The 19,507-nt window shown below is 64.4% G+C and carries 18 protein-coding genes; 13 read left to right on the top strand and 5 right to left on the bottom strand.

What is annotated here, in order from left to right:
• Positions 1-2: 2 nt before the first annotated feature.
• Positions 3-824: a sugar phosphate isomerase/epimerase family protein gene (locus LB554_RS01080; RefSeq protein WP_224523744.1), complete on the bottom strand. Its 822-nt coding sequence runs from the start codon at positions 822-824 to the stop codon at positions 3-5.
• A 601-nt stretch (positions 825-1,425) separates the two neighbouring features.
• Between LB554_RS01080 and LB554_RS01075 the strand changes: the two genes are divergently transcribed.
• Positions 1,426-2,574 carry a Gfo/Idh/MocA family protein gene (locus tag LB554_RS01075; protein WP_140661536.1) on the top strand — a complete coding sequence of 383 codons (1,149 nt, stop codon included), beginning with the start codon at positions 1,426-1,428 and terminating at the stop codon, positions 2,572-2,574.
• 75 nt (positions 2,575-2,649) lie between these two features.
• Positions 2,650-3,603, top strand: coding sequence for an alpha/beta hydrolase (locus LB554_RS01070; RefSeq protein WP_015319004.1), 954 nt, complete (start codon positions 2,650-2,652; stop codon positions 3,601-3,603).
• On the opposite strand, the gene LB554_RS01065 is transcribed toward LB554_RS01070, so the two are convergent.
• A complete protein-coding gene (locus LB554_RS01065) occupies positions 3,591-4,625 on the bottom strand; it encodes a LacI family DNA-binding transcriptional regulator (protein ID WP_224582771.1) in 1,035 nt (344 codons plus the stop codon). The genes LB554_RS01070 and LB554_RS01065 overlap by 13 nt on opposite strands.
• Positions 4,626-4,883: 258 nt before the next feature.
• Between LB554_RS01065 and LB554_RS01060 the strand changes: the two genes are divergently transcribed.
• The 3 genes from LB554_RS01060 to LB554_RS01050 are packed head-to-tail and all read left to right on the top strand — an operon-like array spanning position 4,884 to position 7,310.
• Complete coding sequence (locus tag LB554_RS01060; RefSeq protein WP_224582770.1) at positions 4,884-5,837, top strand: sugar kinase; 954 nt, start codon at positions 4,884-4,886, stop codon at positions 5,835-5,837.
• Positions 5,834-7,117 carry a D-tagatose-bisphosphate aldolase, class II, non-catalytic subunit gene (locus LB554_RS01055; protein WP_224582769.1) on the top strand — a complete coding sequence of 428 codons (1,284 nt, stop codon included), beginning with the start codon at positions 5,834-5,836 and terminating at the stop codon, positions 7,115-7,117. The genes LB554_RS01060 and LB554_RS01055 overlap by 4 nt, the downstream gene beginning before the upstream one ends.
• A complete protein-coding gene (locus tag LB554_RS01050) occupies positions 7,098-7,310 on the top strand; it encodes a hypothetical protein (RefSeq protein WP_224524045.1) in 213 nt (70 codons plus the stop codon). Before LB554_RS01055 ends, LB554_RS01050 begins: the two co-directional genes overlap by 20 nt.
• Before the next feature lie 33 nt (positions 7,311-7,343).
• On the opposite strand, the gene LB554_RS01045 is transcribed toward LB554_RS01050, so the two are convergent.
• Complete coding sequence (locus LB554_RS01045) at positions 7,344-8,255, bottom strand: aldose 1-epimerase (RefSeq protein ID WP_224582767.1); 912 nt, start codon at positions 8,253-8,255, stop codon at positions 7,344-7,346.
• A gap of 71 nt (positions 8,256-8,326) precedes the next feature.
• Between LB554_RS01045 and LB554_RS01040 the strand changes: the two genes are divergently transcribed.
• From LB554_RS01040 to LB554_RS01005, 8 genes are all read left to right on the top strand, one after another.
• On the top strand, positions 8,327-9,127 hold the full coding sequence (locus tag LB554_RS01040; protein WP_224582765.1) for a FadR/GntR family transcriptional regulator: 801 nt from the start codon (positions 8,327-8,329) through the stop codon (positions 9,125-9,127).
• A complete protein-coding gene (locus tag LB554_RS01035) occupies positions 9,124-10,851 on the top strand; it encodes an IlvD/Edd family dehydratase (RefSeq protein WP_224582764.1) in 1,728 nt (575 codons plus the stop codon). The genes LB554_RS01040 and LB554_RS01035 overlap by 4 nt, the downstream gene beginning before the upstream one ends.
• Before the next feature lie 11 nt (positions 10,852-10,862).
• Positions 10,863-11,642, top strand: a complete 780-nt coding sequence (locus LB554_RS01030; RefSeq protein WP_140724504.1) for an SDR family NAD(P)-dependent oxidoreductase — start codon at positions 10,863-10,865, stop codon at positions 11,640-11,642.
• 33 nt (positions 11,643-11,675) lie between these two features.
• Entirely contained in the window at positions 11,676-12,674 is a 999-nt protein-coding gene (gene araD1 / locus LB554_RS01025; RefSeq protein ID WP_224582762.1) for an AraD1 family protein, read from the top strand.
• A gap of 53 nt (positions 12,675-12,727) precedes the next feature.
• A complete protein-coding gene (locus tag LB554_RS01020) occupies positions 12,728-13,753 on the top strand; it encodes an ABC transporter substrate-binding protein (protein ID WP_023782299.1) in 1,026 nt (341 codons plus the stop codon).
• A 76-nt stretch (positions 13,754-13,829) separates the two neighbouring features.
• Entirely contained in the window at positions 13,830-14,933 is a 1,104-nt protein-coding gene (locus tag LB554_RS01015) for an ABC transporter ATP-binding protein (protein WP_224582760.1), read from the top strand.
• Positions 14,930-15,802: an ABC transporter permease gene (locus LB554_RS01010; protein WP_224582758.1), complete on the top strand. Its 873-nt coding sequence runs from the start codon at positions 14,930-14,932 to the stop codon at positions 15,800-15,802. Before LB554_RS01015 ends, LB554_RS01010 begins: the two co-directional genes overlap by 4 nt.
• Complete coding sequence (locus LB554_RS01005) at positions 15,799-16,599, top strand: ABC transporter permease (RefSeq protein WP_140724495.1); 801 nt, start codon at positions 15,799-15,801, stop codon at positions 16,597-16,599. Before LB554_RS01010 ends, LB554_RS01005 begins: the two co-directional genes overlap by 4 nt.
• A 3-nt stretch (positions 16,600-16,602) precedes the next feature.
• Here LB554_RS01005 and LB554_RS01000 read toward each other — a convergent pair whose 3' ends face one another.
• Both LB554_RS01000 and LB554_RS00995 read right to left on the bottom strand, forming a co-directional pair.
• Entirely contained in the window at positions 16,603-17,997 is a 1,395-nt protein-coding gene (locus LB554_RS01000; protein ID WP_224582756.1) for an FAD-binding oxidoreductase, read from the bottom strand.
• 213 nt (positions 17,998-18,210) lie between these two features.
• Positions 18,211-19,470, bottom strand: coding sequence for an ABC transporter substrate-binding protein (locus LB554_RS00995; protein ID WP_224582754.1), 1,260 nt, complete (start codon positions 19,468-19,470; stop codon positions 18,211-18,213).
• Positions 19,471-19,507 lie beyond the last annotated feature (37 nt).

The raw sequence follows: 19,507 nt of genomic DNA, 5'->3' as shown, positions 1-19,507 counted from the left end.
TCTCAGGCCCCGTAGCCGCGCATCGTCCGGCGGTTGGTCTTGACCGCGCCGGCCGGATCGGTGGCGGCGGTGTCGGATTCTTCTTCCAGCACCAGCCAGCCGTTGAAGTTCGGCGCGGTACCGGCGATCTCGATGACTTTAGGCGTGTCGCAGACGCCTTGGCCCAGCATCGCCCAGGTGCCGTCGGCATCGACGTCCTTGAGGTGGATGTAGCGGATGCGGTCGCGGTAGGTGGTGAGCGTGTCGGCCATGTCCCTGTGACCGCGCAGGATGTGACCGGTATCCGGCACCCAGCCGACCAGATCGGGGTCGAGCAAGGCAAAAATCGCGTCGTAATCGGCGCGGTCGAACAGCAGCGTGTTGTGGTGCGAACTCGGATGCACCGCCACCTGGACACCCGCCTTGCGGCCGAGTTCGCCGGCCTTGTTGTAAACCTCGGCCGCGACAGCGAATTTGTCGTGGCGTGGCCCGTCGGAGACGACGGTGGCCGAGCCCATCGACACCAGCGCATCGGGAAAGTTTGCCACGAAATCGATCCAGCGCCTGGCGGTTTCGAGATCGGTGCCGATCCCGTCCTTTAGCGTGAAGCCGCTCCTGGAGCCGAAGGCGAAGGAAACGAGCGCCAGACCGGACGACTTCAGCGCGGCGGCGAACTCGGTGGGTTTGCCGGCATAGTGGCCGATCATGGTGTCGGTGATCTCGATGCCGGCATAGCCACCATCGGCGATCGCCTTCAACAGATCGTCGGGGCCGCCGGTGAACCGGTCTCCCAGCATTTCCCAGGTGAAGGTCTGGCAGCCGACTTTGAGGTCTTCCACGTTCATCCTTTCATTCCTTGATCCCGCCCATTCCTTGATGCCGCCCTGCGTCAGCCCTTCGGTGATGGAAGAACGGCACGAGTGCAATCAGCGGAACGGTGACAACGGCAGAGGCGCGGCGATATCGCCCGCCAGCAGACAGGGTCCAATCATCCATTGCAACACACGGACCGTCAGTCTCCTTGGGAGGGACATCCTATTTGACCGAGCCTGGGTCATGCGGATTCGAGCAAGGGCGTCAGCGGGACCTCCAATGCCTTTTCGCTGTGATCACGGACGATGGCCTGCCCGGTCCAATACGCAGCCAGCTTGATAGGATCGGGGCCATGGTGATCTATGCCTGAACCCGTCGCGATCCCTTGGCCGCCCTCGAAATATCCGAGGCCGAATGACCCACGGGCTTTGGCGCCCGCGATCGGCTGGTTTTCATGTCCGTCATTTTCTCCTCCCAGGGCCAGCAGCCTCCCGACACCGCACCAGCATTTCCGCATGTTCTATAAAAATTTTACGCGCGTCAATATTTGAGACGTTGTATAGCCATTTCGAGCCCGATCCGGCACCGTCGCGACGATCGGGCAGACGTGATCGCATTGGGAGGTACGACAGAATGCAGGCAAACTCACAAGCCAAACTCGGCATCGGTGTCATCGGATGCGGCAACATCTCGATGACGTACCTGCGCAATGCCGCGCTTTTCGGCGGCATCGAATTGCGCGCCTGCGCCGATATTTCAGCCGAGATGGCGGCGCTGCGAGCCAAGGAATACGGTATCCGGCCCCTTGACGTCGATGCGCTGCTGGCCGATCCCGAGATCGACCTCGTCCTCAACCTGACCATTCCGGCGGCGCATTTCGATATTTCATTCTCCGCCCTTTCGGCGGGAAAGCATGTCTTCACTGAAAAACCGCTCGCAACCTCGGCCGGCGACGGCCGCCGCCTGGTGGCGGAGGCGGCCAAACGCGGCCTGCTGCTCGGCTCGGCTCCGGACACTTTCCTTGGCGCAGCCGGACGCAAAGCGCGCCGCCTGATGGACGAGGGCGCCATCGGCCGCCCTGTCACCGGCACCGCCTTCATGATGGGGCGCGGCATGGAGCACTGGCACCCCAACCCGCAATTCTATTATCAGCCGGGCGGCGGCCCGGTGTTCGACATGGGTCCCTATTATCTGACCATGCTGGTCAATCTGCTCGGCCCGGTCGCACGCGTCATGGCGATGGTGACACGCGGCCAAGAGGAACGCCTGATCACGGCCGAAGGGCCGTTCAAGAACACCAAATTCAAGGTCGGCACGCCGACCAGTGTGCTGTCGCTGCTCGAATTCCGCTCCGGCGCGACCGTCACTTTCGGCGCGTCATGGGATGTCTTCAGGCATTCCAATCATCCGATCGAACTGCACGGCACGGAAGGCTCGCTGCGGCTGCCCGACCCGGATACGTTCGGCGGCACGGTGTCGCTGTCGGAACGCGGCGCCGACTGGAAGGATTTCGCCAGCGAAGGCGAACTCTACGGCGCCTGCAACTGGCCTTACGCGGCGCCCGACCGCGCCAACTACCGCATGCTCGGCGTCGCCGACCTGGTGCGTTCGCTGCAGACAGGCGCGACGCCCCGCGCTTCCGGCAATCTGGCGCTGCATGTGCTGGAGATCATGGAAGCGATCCTGCATTCGGGCGAGACGAAAAGTCCGGTCGCCATAGCAGGTGACGTCGTCCAGCCGGCCCTGCTTGGCGAAGACGAGGCGCGCGGCCTGCTCGCCTAAGCGTTCCTTGTTTCACGCAATCCGGACGGAAAACCGCTGCACACTTTTCCTGGAATTGCTTTGACGGAGATGACGATGACGCTCGACCCAGATGCGCTGCGTGCCCTGGAAATCGGCCGTGCCGCCGGCGGCGAACCCTTCGAGAATGACAGCGTCGCGGCGGCGCGGGCCACGTACAACGCTTCGTTCCCGACGCTGCAGGGCGAGCACGAGCCGGTCGCGGCAACCGAGCAGCAGCAGATCGACGGGCCGAACGGCCCGGTGACGATCCGCATCCATCGCGGTATCGGCGCGCCGCGGACGGGGGCGCGCGCCGTGCTCTATCTGCATGGTGGCGGCTGGGTGATCGGCAATCTCTCCTCGCATGACGATATCTGCCGCTGGCTGGCCAATCTCGGCAACGCCGTCGTCGTCTGTCCCGATTACCGGCTGGCGCCGGAGCACAAGTTTCCCGCCGGGCTCGAGGATTGCGCGGCAGCGCTGCGCTTCATGGCCGCTGGAGAACTCGGCATCGACCCTACCCGTATTGCCGTCGCTGGCGACAGTGCCGGCGGCAACCTTGCCGCCGTGCTGGCATTGCTCGCCCGCGACAGGCTGGCGCCGCCGCTCGCCGCCCAGATCCTGATCTATCCCAACACCGATGCCCGCCAGACGGCGGACAGCTACCGGCGTTTCGGCGAAGGCTTCGGACTCACCGCCGCCACCATGGCCTGGTTCCGCGACCACTATGTGCGAACGCCCGATGATATCGCGGACTGGCGCGTATCGCCGCTGCTGGCCTCCAGCCTCGCCGGCGCACCGTCGGCCTTCGTCGTGATCGCCGGCCACGACATCCTTGCCGACGAAGGCACGGCCTATGCCGAGCGCCTGCGCGCCGACGGAGTGCCGCTGGCGTTGCGACACTGGCCGGGTCAGATCCACGGCTTCGTCTCGATGGGCCGCCACATCCTGGCCGCGCGGCAAACGGTAAGCGAGGCGGCGGCCTGGCTCCGCCTGCAGACGCCGGAGCCGATCACTCAGGCCGACTGACGCATCACCAGGGTGGCGCCAAGCTTGACGTTGCGCGCCAGATCATGGCCGGACGGATCGGCCTCGTCCAGCAACGCCAGCAGGATCTCGACGCTGCGGCCGGCCATGGCGGCGAAGTCCTGTGCCATGGTGGTCAGCGCGGGACAGGTGTAGCGGCTCAACGGATGATCATCGTGGGCGGCGACGCGAAAATCGCAATCGGCGCGGCGGCCGATCTTCAGCCCGCGCGAAAAGGCGGCCGCCATCACACCGAAGGCGAGACGATCATTGGCGCAGAGCAGCGTGCGGGCCGGCAGGCCGCCTCTCTCCAGCGTCCTGTCCATCCATTCGTGGCCGATGCGCTCGAAGTCCCAGCTATAGTCGCCCGCCGCCTTGAGAACGGTGGGCTCCAGGCCCGCGGCCTGCATCGCGTCGATATAGCTCTGCAGGCGTTCGCCCGAATTGTGGTTGACGTGCGGGATGTCGACATAGACAGGCGGTTCGCCGGACCGGCAGAGATAATCGACGATGGTCGAGGTGCTCTGGTGGTTGTCATTCCCGACGAATGGCGTGTCGCCTTCGATATAGGTGTCGAAATAGACGATCGGGATGTCCTCGCTCATCCGTTCGAAGACGCCGGGTTCGGAGACCAAGCCCAAGGGCGCGACGATAGCACCCGCGACCTTCAGCGACATCAGCGTCCTGACCGATTCCGCCTCCAGTTTCGGCGAACCGTGCGAGGAGATGACGATCGGCCAAAACCCTTCGTCGCGACAGCGCCGTTCGATGCGGCTGACCATCTCGGCGTAGAACGGATCGGTGATCGCCGGTACGACGATGCCGACATTGCGGGTGCGCTTGCGGTTGAGGTTGCGGGCAAAAACATTCGGCTGATAGTCGGACGAACTAAGCGCCGCCTCGATGCGCGCCCGGGTCGCCGGCTTCACGCTGGCCGGATCGTCGAAATACTTCGACAGGGTCGGCCGCGAAACGCCGGACGCCCTGGCGAAATCATCCATCGTCCGGTGGGTCTTTTCCGCCATCTATATTTCAGGCCCCTTATCCTCGATGCCAGCCTTAACGCTCTGGCCAGAATCAGTCTTGCGATCGTCGCGGTGAGGCAGCATTGCTTGAGCCAACTTATTCAGTCAAATTTCCACGGTTTCCAGTACAACGCAGAAGCATTGCGCACGTCAAATTATTTATTGACGCTCCGAAAACGACAATTTAGGTTTTGAACATGCACGGATAAAGGAATTTCTGGCCAAGCGGAGGCCGTCCGTCCGGCAGATGGTGAGGACATGAAGAAACTGGTTTGTGCCGGCGAGATCCTGGTCGAGATCATGGCCGAGCGGATCGGCCAGAGTTTTCGCGCTCCCGGCCCGCTGGTCGGTCCGTTTCCCTCGGGCGCTCCCGCCATCTTCGTCGATCAGGCGGCGCGGCTCGGCCAGCCGGCGGGGCTGATCGCGGCAGTGGGCGACGACGATTTCGGCCATTTGAACATCGAGCGCCTGCGTGCCGACGGCGCCGACATCTCGGCCATCACCGTCCATCAGGGTGCCGCGACCGGAACCGCCTTCGTCACCTATGAGAGCGATGGCAGCCGGCACTTCGTCTACAACATCAAGCAGAGTGCCGCCGGCCTGATCGAGATGGGCGCGGAAGCGCGCGCGCTGCTGGCCGGCGCCGACCATTTTCACGTCATGGGGACATCGCTGTTCTCGCCCGAGGTGATCGAAATTGCCCGCAACGGGATCGAAGCCGTCAAGATGCGCGGCGGCACGGTCTCTTTCGACCCCAACATCCGCAAGGAGATGCTCGATCTACCGGGCATGCGCGACGCCTTGCTCTTCGTGTTGTCAAAGACCGACGTGTTCCTGCCGAGCGGGCCGGAACTCTTCACCTTCGCCGAGGCAAACGACGAGGAAAGTGCGGTACGCGAAATGCTGGACCGCGGCATCTCCACTATCGTCGTCAAGAAGGGCGCGCAGGGCGCCGTCCACTACGACCAGTCGGGGCGCACAGCCTCACCCGGCTTCGTCGTCGAGGAAATCGATCCGACCGGCGCCGGAGACTGCTTTACCGCGGCCTTCGTCTCCTTCTGGCTGCGTGGAGAGGCACCGGAAAGGGCACTGCGAATAGCCAATGGCTGCGGCGCGCTGGCGGTGACGAAGAAGGGACCGATGGAGGGTATCGCCTCGCTCGCCACCGTTGAGGCGTTCATCGAGACCGCCCGGACCGGAGCACCGGCATGAGCCAGGCGACCGATCGACTGGCTGGCATCGCCACGCGCCGTGCGGCCGGCGAACGCTGTGGCATCACCTCGATCTGCTCGGCCCATCCGCTGGTCGTCGAAGCGGCGCTGCGCCACGGCAAGGCGCGCGGCGCCGATGTGCTGATCGAGGCCACCTGCAACCAGGTCAACCACGAGGGCGGCTATACCGGCATGACACCGCGCGATTTCCGCCGCTTCGTCGAGACGATCGCCGGAAAGGCCGGCTTTCCCCTGGACAGGCTGGTGCTCGGCGGCGATCATCTGGGCCCCAATCCTTGGAAGCACCTGCCGGCGCCCGAGGCGATGGAAAAAGCCGCACGCATGGTGGATGCCTATGCCCAGGCCGGCTTCACCAAGATCCACCTGGACGCCAGCATGGGCTGCGCCGGCGAAGGCGCGGCACCGCCCGACGCCACCATCGCCGCGCGCGCCGCCGAACTGGCCGAGGTGGCGGAGGCCGCGGTTGAACGAACAGGCGGCACCAGGCCTGTCTATGTCATCGGCACGGAAGTGCCGGTGCCGGGCGGCGCACAGGAGGCCATGGACCATCTGGCGGTGACGACACCGGAGGCTGCGGGTGAGACGGTTCGCATCCACCACGATGCCTTTAGCCGGCGCGGCCTCGACCAGGCTTTCTCGCGGGCGATCGGCGTCGTCGTGCAGCCGGGCGTCGAATTCGGCAATGCCGAGGTCATCACCTACCGGCCGGAACGCGCCCGGGCGCTTGCCGGCACGCTGCGAGACCTGCCGCAATTCGTCTTCGAGGCCCACTCGACCGACTACCAGCCCGCTGCGGCGTTGAGCGCGCTGGTCGACGATGGTTTTGCCATACTCAAGGTCGGGCCCTGGCTGACCTTCGCGCTGCGGGAAGCCCTCTACGGCCTGAGCCACATCGCCGACATTCTGGTTCCCGATCCATCGCGGGAAAGCCTGCCGGCGGCCATGGAGCGCGTCATGCTGGCGGCGTCCGGCAATTGGAAGAATTACTATCACGGCTCCGAGGCCGAGCAGCGGATCGAGCGGCATTTTTCCTACAGCGATCGTATCCGCTACTACTGGCCTGCGCCGGCGGCGCGGCAGGCCGTGAACGCGCTGATGCAGGCGCTGGGCGAGCGCGACATCCCCTCACCCCTGATCAGCCAGTATCTCGGCCACCTCGACAGCGCGGTAGCGAGCGGATCCGTCGCGCCAAAGGCCAGGGAACTCCTCATCGCAGGCGTGACGGACGTTCTCGACATCTATGCCGGCGCAACCGGCTGATCCCGACAGTCATGGCTGCGGCACCAGGACCAGGGCGCCCGTTGGTGCGGCGCAACTCCAGACCGCGCTGCGCGTCGGCGGCGGCGTCAAGGGCTCCGGCTATGGTCGCTTCGGCGGCAAGGCCTCGATCGCCGAATTCACCGATTTGCGTTGCGTGACGATCGAGGACCCGGGCCAGCACTATCCGTTCTGACCTGGCCTCGCGTCGGGCAAGTCGCGGCGAAGATCAAACAGCCAGCGAGGGTATGAAGCGGACGCTTGCGGATTGTTTCTGGCCAGGGGCCAGCACAATGCAGCCGGTGTCGATCTCCTTGTCGCCCATCCGGTTGAAAGCATCGGTAATGTTGCTGACCGGCTCGGCGCAAAAGAACGGTTCGCCCGGCGGCGTGTAGAGGACGAGGAAGTCGAGCGGCGCCGATGCCTCGATGTCCAGCTGCCGTCCGTGTTCGGGCCAGGTAATCCGGGCGCGGCGCGCCCATCCGGTGAAGACCGTGTCGAAGTCCACTTCCGATACGTCAAAGCCGATGGATGGATCGGCCCCCACGGGCGGCGGGACATGCCGGATGGGCAGCACCTCCGCATCGGTTTCCCACATGCCTGATACCCGTGCCTGGACATGCGTCCACGGTGTCGACGGGAAGTAAGGATGGAGACCGAGGCCAACCGGCATCGGCGCGTCCGACAGGTTGCGCATGGTAATGGTCATGCGAAGCCTGCCTTCGGCCAGCGAGATCACTTGCTCGGCTTCGTAGCTCCATGGCCAGGAATCGGCGGCGTGGCGATAGCGCAGGACGATCATGCTCGCTTCATGGCTCACGACGGCCCACGGGTGACGCCAGCCATGGCCGTGCTCATGATGTGGATCGTCCGGGGCCGTCGGCAATTGAATGGGGCGCCCCGCGAATTCAAAGCGGCCATTCCTTATGCGGTTGGAATAGGGCACGAGCGGAAAGCAGGCCATGGCGCCGGCATCGCCACGGCCGATCGCCGCTGGGTGAGCCGCACGCAGCCAATCCACGGCCGAACCATCCCGCCACCATCGATACGACGCCAGCGCTCCACCAGCGGCGGGAGCAATTTCGACCGTCGCGATGCCGTCGCTGATCGAGACCAGTCCCGTGTACTGCGCGACGGCCACAGCGAAATTCTTTGTCATCGGCACTCCCCCAATCCCTTGACTCCAATCCCCACGCCTATAAGACATATCATATGAATAGTATGAAGAATAGAAAATCATTCAGCACGGCCCGCACGTCACGAGTCGCGGTCGCGGTTTCCAGCGGTTCCACCGCGCTGCACGCCACCGTCGTCGAGCAGATCGGGCTGCGCATCGTGCAGGGCGACTTCCTGCCCGGTGAGGCGCTGCCTAATGCCGACGATTCCAGCGAGATGCTGGGGGTCAGCCGCACCGTGCTGCGCGAGGCGATCAAGGTGCTGGCGGGCAAGGGGCTGGTCGAATCCAGGCCGAAGACCGGCACGCGGGTGCGTCCTCGCGCCGACTGGAATTTCCTCGACCCCGACGTCCTGTCCTGGCGCTATACCGGCGGTGTCAGTGCGGAGGATGTGCGGGCGCTGTTTGAACTACGCCGCGCCATCGAGCCGATGTCGGCGGCCCTTGCCGCGCAGCGTGCGACGCCGGCTCAGATCGCCGAGATCCATGCAGCGCTGGCTGAAATGGAAGCACTGAGCGATGACGGAGACCGCTTCGCCAAGCCCGATCTGGTGTTCCACCAGACCATATTGCGCATGACCGGCAACGAGCTGATCGCCTCGCTGGCCGCACTGGTCGAGACCGCATTGGTAATGAGCTTTCGCCTCTCCAACGACAATCCGGAAGGGCAGCGCCATTCCTTGCCGCTGCACCGGGAAGTCGCCGAGAAGATTGCCGACGGCGACGCCGCCGGCGCGCAAAAGGCATTGCTGGTGCTTATCGACAATGCCGAGGATGACGTGCGCCGCAGCGTCGAGAACCGCAACAAACGCCGCAACGAGCGGGGCCTGCAATCGTGACCGAGACCAAACGCAAATTGCGGTCGGAAGCCTGGTTCGGCGGTGAAGGCAAGAACGCTTTCATGCACCGCAGCTGGATGAAGAACCAGGGCATTCCCGCTGACGCTTTCGACGGCCGCCCGGTGATCGGCATCTGCAACACGTGGTCGGAACTGACCCCCTGCAATGCGCATCTGCGGGCGCTCGCCGATCACGTCAAGCGCGGCGTCTATGAGGCCGGCGGCCTGCCGTTCGAATTTCCCGTGATGTCGCTGGGCGAGAGCAACATGCGCCCCACCGCCATGCTGTTTCGCAACCTGGCGAGCATGGATGTCGAGGAATCCATCCGCGGCAATCCGATCGACGGCGTCATCCTGCTTGTCGGTTGCGACAAGACCACGCCGGCGCTCTTGATGGGGGCTGCCTCGTGCAACCTGCCAACCATCGCCGTCTCCGGTGGGCCGATGCTGAACGGCAAGTTCCGCGGACAGGATATCGGCTCGGGCACGCATGTCTGGAAATTCGCCGAGGAGGTCAAGGCCGGCCGCATGCCGGTCGCCGACTTCCTTGCCGCCGAGCAGGGCCAGAGCCGGTCGGCCGGCAGCTGCATGACGATGGGCACCGCCTCGACCATGGCCAGCATGGTGGAGGCGCTCGGCATCGGCATGCCCGACAACGCCGCGATCCCGGCGGTGGATTCGCGCCGAAGCGTGCTTGCCCAGTTGGCCGGACGGCAGATCGTCGATCTTGTCCACCGCGACGTGACGATTGCAAAGATCCTTACCAGGCAAGCCTTCGAGAATGCCATTCGCGTCAATGGCGCGATCGGCGGCTCGACCAATGCGGTGCTGCATCTGATCGCCATCGCCAACCGGGTCGGTGTCGATCTGGGCCTCGATGACTGGGACCGCCTTGGCCGCGGCGTGCCAACCATTGTCGACCTGATGCCGTCGGGCCGGTTCCTGATGGAAGATTTCTACTATGCCGGGGGGCTAGCTGCGGTCATGGCGTCGCTTGATGAAGTGGGGCTTCTTCATCGCGACGCCATGACCGTCAGCGCCAAGACCATCGGTGAACTGATCGACGGCGCGCCCAACTACAACCGTGAGGTCATACGGCCGCTGCGCGAGCCGCTGACCAAGGAGGGCGGCATCTCGATCCTGCGTGGCAATCTGGCGCCCAACGGAGCGGTCATCAAGCCGTCCGCGGCAACGCCCGAACTGATGCAGCATCGCGGCAAGGCGGTCGTTTTCGAGAACATCGAGCATTACCATGCCCGCATCGACGATCCGGAGCTGGATATCGACGCCTCCTCGGTGATGGTGCTGAAGAATTGCGGACCGCGCGGTTATCCCGGGATGGCCGAGGTCGGCAACATGCCGCTGCCAGCCAAGCTGCTCAGAGAAGGCGTTTCCGACATGGTGCGCATTTCGGACGCGCGCATGAGCGGTACCGCCTACGGCACGGTGGTGCTGCATGTGGCGCCGGAGGCCGCGGCCGGTGGTGTGCTGGCCCTGGTGCGCGACGGCGATCTCATCGAGCTCGACGTCGCCGGCCGCCGTCTCGAGCTTTTGGTTTCGGACGAGGAACTGGCGATCCGCCGCCGTGACTGGAAGCCACCGGAGCCGCCGCAGGGTGGCTACCAGAGCCTCTATGTCGAGCGCGTGCTGCAGGCCGACAAGGGCTGCGACTTCGACTTTCTCGTCGGTCGGCGCGATGCCGGCATTCCCCGGCATTCCCATTAGAGAGGCGCGCGGTGACGGATCAGATCGGCAGCTACGCGACCTACCCCAGCCTGAAGGGCCGCAGCGTGTTCATAACCGGCGGCGGCAGCGGCATCGGCGAAAGCCTGGTGCGCCATTTCTGCGCGCAAGGCAGCCGCGTCGCCTTCGTGGATCTGGCCGAGGAGCCTTCACGGCGCCTGGTCGATGCGATCGCGGCCGAAGGGCATGCCGCGCCGCTATTCATTCCCTGCGACCTGCGCAATGTCGAGCAGCTGCAGGCGGCGACCGTCGAGGCGATGCGGCACAACGGCCCGATCCAGGTGCTGTGCAACAATGCCGGCAATGACGACCGCCACCAGACCAAGGACGTCACGGTGGCCTATTGGGACGACCGCATGGCGGTCAATCTGCGCCACCAGTTCTTCGCCGCCCAGGCGGTGCGTCCGCAGATGGGCTCGCTGGGCGGCGGCTCGATCATCAATTTCGGTTCCATTACCTGGATGGTCGGCGATCCCGACTGCCCTGCCTATGTCACCGCGAAAGCCGCTGTCTACGGCATGACGCGGGCGCTGGCCCGCGAACTCGGCCCCGAGCGCATCCGCGTCAACTGCATGGTGCCTGGCTGGGTGATGACAGAGCGCCAGATGCGGCTATGGCTGAACCCCGCCGGCGAACGCCAGATCGCGGAGCGGCAGTGCCTGCCCGACCGGCTGCAGCCATCCGACATTGCGCGCATGGCGCTGTTCCTCGCCGCCGACGACAGCCTGATGTGCACGAGCCAACAGTTCATCGTCGACGCGGGCTGGGTGTGACCCCGTACGGCCTCTAGGGAAGAAGGGTATTTCATGCGTCTTGTTCAGTACACAACGATCGATGGCGGCAGGCGGGTCGGCCGCGTTTCCGATGACGGCAATCGCCTGCATCCACTCGACAAGACAAGCACCGTGCTGGAGCTCGCCGAAGCGGCGATCGCCCAGGGTGCGTCGATCGCGGCGCTGGTCGAGAAGCGGACTGCTGCGGCCACGATCGACTATGGCGAACTGCTGCGCGATGGCCGCGTGCTCGCTCCCGTCGACCATCCGGAACCGGCGCGCTTCCTGGTCACCGGCACCGGCCTCACCCACACCGGAAGTGCCGCCGCGCGCGACAAGATGCATGTGCTGACCCATGGCGAGGACGCCGAGGAGTCGGATTCGCTGAAGATCTTCCGCATGGGCTTGGACGGGGGCAAGCCCGGTGCCGGCAAGATCGGCATCCAGCCCGAGTGGTTCTTCAAGGGCGTCGGCACCTGTGTCGTGCCGCCTGGCGCCGATCTGCCGATGCCTGCCTTCGCGAAAGCCGGCGCCGAAGAAGCCGAGATCGTCGGCCTTTACCTCAATGGGCCGGATGGCCGCCCCTATCGCATCGGCTATGCGCTGGGCAACGAATATTCCGACCATGTGACGGAGGCCGAGAACTACCTCTATCTCGCCCACTCGAAACTCCGCTCCTGCTCGATCGGACCGGAGCTTCTGATCGGCGACCTGCCCGAAGAAGTGCGTGGCCATTCCCGCATTCTGCGCGACGGCACTGTTATCTGGGAACAGGAATTCCTGTCGGGCGAAGCGCACATGTCGCATTCGATCGCCAATCTCGAACACTTCCATTTCCGCTACCCGATGCACCGCAGGGCGGGCGACCTGCACGCCTATTTCTTCGGAGCGGCGGTGATGAGCTACGCCTCCGGCGTCAAGACGGCTTCCGGCGACGAGTATGAAATCCAGGCACAGACATTCGGCAAGCCGTTGCGCAACCGGATGGTGTCGGTGCCGGACGAGGGACTGGTCGCCGTCACCCAGCTATGACGGCGATAGCCCCGGAAATTACGGTCCACCAGAACGACAATGGGAGATTAAAAATGGGACTGAAGAAAGCGTTTCTGAGACTAGCGACCATCGGGCTCGGCATCGGCCTGATGACGTCGGCGGCGCTGGCCGCGAACCTTCGCGTGCTGGCCTGGGACGGTTATGCCGACCCGGACTGGGTGAAGGACTTCACCGCCGCCACCGGCATCGGCGTCGATGTCGTCTTCATCGGCAGCGATGACGAAATCTGGGCCAAGATCAAGGGCAGCGAAGGGCAGGACTTCGACGTCTTCGCCGTCAACACCGCCCAGTTGCAGCGCTACATCAAGGCCGATCTGGTGTCGCCGATCGACATCACCAAGCTGCCGAACCAGAAGGACGTGCTGCCGCGCTTCCGCGATCTGTCTCAGGTCAGCGGCGACACCAAGGACGGCAAGGTCTATGGTATTCCATTCTGCTTCGATTCCATCGGGCTGATCTACGACACCGACAAGGTCAAGCCGGCGCCGACCTCGATGTCCGTCCTGTGGGATCCGGCCTACAAAGGCAAGATCCTCGCCTACGACAATGGCGAGCACAATTTCTCGTTCACCGCGCTGACGCTCGGCTACAAGGATCCGTTCAACCTCGACGAAAAACAGATGGCGGCGGTCAAGGCCAAGCTGGTCGAGCTCAAGCGCAATGTGCTGAGCTTCTACACCACCGCCGACGAGGCGCAGCAGATCTACCAGAACAATGATGTTGCGCTGATCTGGGCCAATTATGGCCAGCAGCAGGTGAAGGCACTGCAGAAGATCGGCGCCCATGTCGCCTACGTCAATCCGAGCGAAGGCGCACTTGCCTGGCTCGACAACTGGGTGATCTCCAAGGGCGTCCGCGACAATGCCGCGGCCGAGAAATGGATCGACTTCATGCTGACGAAGAAGGTCAGCGGCGCGCTTTCCGAGCGCACCGGATTCGGCAACACGGTGGTCGAGTCGAGCAGTGCGGGCGGCAACGACAAGCTGGTCTGGCTCAACAATGTCGAGGATCCGCTCAAGCGTTCGGACTTGTGGAACGAGGTCAAGGCGACGCCCTGATCCCTTCCGCGCCTGACTTCGAAGGACCCGGCGGTCCGGACGTTCCGGACCGCCGAAGCGTATGCGAGAATATCCCATGAGCCAGAACACCGACCTCTTGACGCTGCGGTCCGTCTCGAAATCCTACGGCACGGTTCCCGTGCTGCACGGCATCGACCTGTCGCTCCGGGACGGTGAGTTCCTCACCGTTCTTGGGCCGTCGGGTTCGGGCAAGACCACGGTCCTGCGGCTGATCGGCGGGCTGGAGCCGCTGACGTCAGGCGAGATCCGGCTGGACGGCCAGGACATCAGCCGCATGCCGATCAACAAGCGGCCGTTCAACACGGTGTTCCAAGACTATGCGCTGTTCCCCCATATGACCGTCTCCGGCAATGTCGGCTATGGGCTTTCGGTGCGCCATATCAAGCGCAAGGAGATCGCCAGCCGCGTGGCGCAAGCCCTCGATCTGGTGCAGCTCGGACGTTTCGCCGAGCGCTTTCCGGCACAGCTTTCCGGCGGCCAGCGCCAGCGTGTCGCGCTCGCCCGGGCGCTGATCTGCCAGCCGCGCCTGATCCTGCTCGACGAGCCGCTGGCGGCACTCGATCTCGAATTGCGCCGGCAGATGCAGGAGTTCCTGAAATCCATCCAGCGCGAGATCAAGACCACCTTCCTGTTCGTCACCCACGACCAGGAAGAAGCGATCGGCATGGCCGATCGGATCTGCGTCATGCAGGCCGGCCATATCCGCCAGCTCGGCACGCCGCATGAGCTCTACTACAAGCCGAATTGCGAATTCGTGGCGCGCTTCTTCGGCGAGAACAATCTGGTGGCTGGAAAACTCGGTCCGGTGCAAGGCGAGCAGCGACCGATCGAGACGGCACTCGGACGGCTGGTCTGCTCGATCAGCGACCAGCCGCATCTGAAGATTGCCCCGGATGGCGCCGCGGCTTTCGCGGCGTTCCGCCCTGAAGCCTTGCATCTCGCGGACGCCCGTGATGGCGCCAATCGCTTTTCCGGTGCCATTGCCGATCTCGCCTTTGCCGGCTCGTCGACCGTCGCCACGATCATGGCGGGGGCGGACGATGCCGCGCAGCGCCTGCGGCTGCGCATGCCGAGCCGGATCGACGGCAGCATCTTGAAATCCGGCGAGACGGTCTGGCTTTCGTTTGCGCCGCATGAAGGCCATCTGGTGCTGGCATGAGCGGAACCGGCTCGACACACGCCGCGCAACGGCGACTGTCAGGGTTGGTGACGGTGCTGGCATTCGCCTTGCCGGTTATCTTCGTCCTCGTGCCGCTGGCAATCTTCCTGGTCTACAGTTTCTTCAGCGTCGACCAGGGTACGATCGTCCATGCACCGACGCTCGGCAACTATGTCAGGTTCTTCACCGACCCGATCTTTCTGCCGGTGTTCTGGAACACCATCGTGCTGTGCATATCGGTGGCCGTGATCTGTATCCTGCTCGCCTATCCCGCCGCCTACTTCCTGACGACGCTGAAAGGGCGGTGGCGCTATGCCCTCCTGATGTTGCTGCTGGTGCCACTGCTGATGAGCTACGTCATCAAGATCTACGCGATCCGCAGCATCCTCGGCCTCAACGGCTTCCTCAACAAGGCGCTGGTGGCGCTCGGCATCCTGGATCAGCCATCGACGCTTTTCGTCTTCAACATGAACGCGATCCTCTTGACGCTCAGCCTGCTTTTGATCCCGTTCGCCATCCTGCCGATCTTCCTGTCGCTGGAGCGGATCCCGCAGACCTTGCTGCGCGCCTCGGATGACCTGGGCGCCAGCAGCCTGCAGACATTCCTGCGCATCACCTTGCCGCTGAGCCTGCCCGGCGTCGCCTCGGCGGCGAGCTTCGTCTTCGTACTGGCGATCGGCGATTTCCTGACACCGCAGATGGTCGGCGGGATCAGCGGCTTCACCTTCGGCCGCATCCTCTACAGCCAGTTCGGCACGGCCTATAACTGGCCGTTCGGCGCCGCGCTGTCGGTGGCGCTTGCGATCGTGGTGATCGCCGCCATTCTCATTGGCGAACGGTTCGGGCGCAGCCGGGGGACGTCGGTATGAGCGCGCTGCCCCGGCCTTCCACTGTTTTCCTGGCCGCGATTACGACGCTGGTCGCGGTACTGCTTTACAGCCCACTGTTCGTGCCGATCGTGTCGTCGTTCTTCACCATTTCGCATGGCAATGTCGACTGGTCGTCGCCGACCTTTTCGACCTATGTGGCGCTGGCTGAAAACCATGACATCCTGACCGCGTTGCGCACCACGCTGATCGTCGGCGTCTGTACCGTGATCCTGTCCGTGGTCAGCGGGACGCTGCTGGCGCTCTACTATCACGGCCGCCGCTCGGGACGTTCGGTTCTGCAGTTCATCATCTTCCTGCCATTCCTGATGCCGCCCATCATCAGCGGCCTGGCGCTGCTGATCTTCTTCCGCGAGATCGGCCTCGAACGCTCGCTGCTGACGGTTGTCATCGGCCACACCGTGTTCGTGCTGGCGATCGTCTACCGCACTGTGCTGATGCGGCTGCAGTCGATGAGCCGCACGCTGGTCGAAGCATCCTACGATCTCGGCGCCAGCGGTTGGCAGACCTTCTGGCGCATCATCCTGCCGAACCTGTCGAGCGCCATGGTCGGCGGCGCCATCCTGGCCTTCGCCCTGTCGTTCGACGAGACGATGATCACCATCCTGGTCACCGGCACGCAAAGCACGCTGCCGGTCCGGCTGTGGGCGATGATGCGGCTAGGCTTCTCGCCCGACATCAACGCGCTGGTGGCGCTGATCCTGATGTTCACCGTGCTGCTGTGCGTGCTCGCCGCCCGTTTTCTCATTCCCAGGCAAATGGCGACGGAACGTACCTGAGTTTCAAACGGTTGGGTCAAGGTCGAAGACTCGTCCGGGATTGAGGATGTTCTTCGGATCGAGCGCCGTCTTCAGCCGCCGCATCGTGGCGATCTCGGCGTCACTGCGCACCAGATTCAGCCACTGCTTCTTGTCGAGGCCGATGCCATGCTCGGCCGACACGCCACCTCCGGCCGCCGCCACGCCGCGATAGATGATACCGTAGGCCGCCGCCGGGTCCGCCGTCAGCACCTGATAGTGCAGGTTGCCGTCCCCGAGATGGCCGAAGACGTAGATGTCGGCACCGGGATCGACCGCGTGGATGGCGGCATCCGCTTCTTGCAGGAACGCCCCCATTCGCGCCAACGGGATGCTGATGTCGACGCCGATCAGGCCTTTCATCGAAAACAGGACGCGGTTGGCGTCCTCCCGCACATCCCACAGCGCGCGGAATTCGCGCGGCGATTGGGAGACGACAACATTGTCGACGACGCCGTCCTCGACCGCCTGCATCAACACCGCGGCGAAGCGCTCGCCGTCGCGTTCTGGCTCGCTGCCCTGGATTTCAGCCAGCACGTAGACGGGTGATCCGGCCGGAAGCGGCGCCGGCATGGCCATGCTGGCGACCATCACGTCATAGAGCGGCGCGATATTGACCTCATAGGCGGACAAAAGCGGGCCGAGCTTTTGCCGCAGCAGCCCAAGCAGGGCGATCGCCGCATCGAGCGAAGGCAGCGCGCAGAAGGCGTTCACCTCGGATGCGGGCTTGGGATGCAGCCGGAGCGCGGCGCGGGTGACGACGCCAAGCGTCCCTTCCGCGCCGATGAAGAGTTGGCCGAGGTCGTAGCCGGAATTGTCCTTGGGCAGGCCTTTGAGCGACGTCAGCACGGTGCCATCGGCGAGTACCGCCTCCAGCCCCAGCACCTGTGCCCGGTACATGCCATAACGCAGCACGCGGATGCCGCCGGCGTTGGTGGCGATGTTGCCGCCGACCGTGGCGGAGCCGCGCGCGCCGATATCGACGCCGAACATCAGCCCGGCGCCGTCGGCCGCTTCCTGCACCGATTGCAGCGTCGCGCCAGCTTCGGCGACGATGGTGGCGGCTTGACAATCCGGGGCGGCAAGGCCGGTCATGCGCTCCAGCGACAGCACGACCTCGCCCGGCTGGACGCGCGCGCCACCGGCCAGCCCGGTGCGCCCGCCCTGGACGACGACCGGCTGGCCAAGAGCGTTGCACGCGGCGAGTGCCGCCGCGACACCCTCGGCATCGCGCGGGCGCAGCCCGGCTTCGGGAAGCACGCCGAGCTTGCCGTCGGGATCGTCACGATAGCGCTGGTCCACGTCGGAGCCGGCGAGCACGCCGCCCGCGCCCAGCCTGTTGCCAAGCGCGGAGAGCAGCCGTTGTGTTTCAGGCGACATCCGGCTCAGGCGCCTGCGTGACAGGGCGCATCATCAGCGTCCAACAACCGGATCGCCCGATGAGTATCCTTGTCCAGCACGCTCGCCATCCCTGAATTGCAGCCGGCCGATCCTAATCGCGCCCGCTTGTCGTGCAAGCGATATCGAGCTGCCTCAGACTATGCCGGCATCGATCGCGATGGGCGAGATCGATGCCGGAAGTACAGCGACGGCTTACTGAAGCTTGGCCTGCAGCGCGTTGACGTCGTCGGTGGTCATTTCACCATCGGTCGTCACCTTGCCGTCGGCGATCTTCCACAGCCGGAACGGGCCGGTGATGTCGCCAAACTTGTCGAAGGCGACGGGACCGATGACGCCTTCATAGCGGATCGGCTTGCCGTCCTTGATCAGGCCGAGCGCCTTGGCGAATTCTTCCTTGCCGGCATAAATCGGCGTGCCGGCGGGATCGACTGCCTTGTACATGGCGTCCTTGATCTTGGCCGGGTTCTCGGAGCCGGCAATCGCGATGGCGAGCCCGACAATGGCGCCGGCATCATAGGAGCGGTCTGCCGCGGGATTTGACGGTTCGATGCCAGAAAACGCCTTGTAGTTCTTGGTGAAATACTCCGTCGAGGCAGTCGGGCTGGTGCCTGAAGACGTGCCATAGGCGTCCTTCAGATAATCGGCGCCGACGGACTCGATGAAATCAGGGCTGTTCATGCCGTCATTGAGCAGGAATTTCTGCACGCCGCCCTGCGAAATCCAGGTGCGGGCGATGGTGGCGCCGTCGACGGGCGTGCTGACCAGGTAAAGTCCATCCGGTTCGCCACCCATCGCCGCGGTGACTTCCGAGGCGTAGCTCGACTGCTTCTCGTTGTAGGGCGTGTCGGAGACGATGGTGCCGCCGAGCGCTTTGTAGGCACGCGAGAATTCGGCCACCATGTTGACGCCGAAGTCGTTGTTGACGTGGATGATCGCCAGCTTCTTGAAGCCCTTGTCGACGGCGTATTTGGCGGCGGCGACGCCCTGCAGCGCATCCGAGGTGATGGTGCGGAAGAAGATGCCGTTGGTCTTGCCGTCGCGGCCGAGTGTCGTCAGCGTCGGCGAGGACGACGCCGGCGAGACCTGGACGATCTTGGCCGGCGCGGTCACCGAGGTCAGGATCGGGATCGACACCGAGGAGATGATGCCGCCGATGATCACAGGCACTTTCTTGACCTGCACCAGCTGGGTGGCGGCATCGACCGCGATGTTGCCCTGGCTCTGGCTGTCGCGCGTGTCGGTGACGAGATCGCAGCCGCGCACGCCGCCGGCTTGGTTGATGTCGCGGAAGGCCATTTCGACCGATTTGGCGCCGGCCTGGCCGTATTCGCCGGCCGGACCGGTCAGTTCCATGACGAGGCCGACGGTGATCTTGCAGTCGGCGGCCTGTGCGGCACCCGCCATCGTCACGAGAGCAAGTGCCGTGGTGAGCTGGAGTATCGTCTTTCTCATTGTTGTTCCCCTTGAGTTACACGAACTGATTTGACGT

It is taken from the genome of Mesorhizobium sp. CO1-1-11, assembly GCF_020164995.1.
Taxonomy (GTDB): domain Bacteria; phylum Pseudomonadota; class Alphaproteobacteria; order Rhizobiales; family Rhizobiaceae; genus Mesorhizobium; species Mesorhizobium australicum.
The sequence above is the reverse complement of the archived record's forward strand: the minus strand, read 5'-3'. Positions and strand labels throughout refer to the sequence as shown.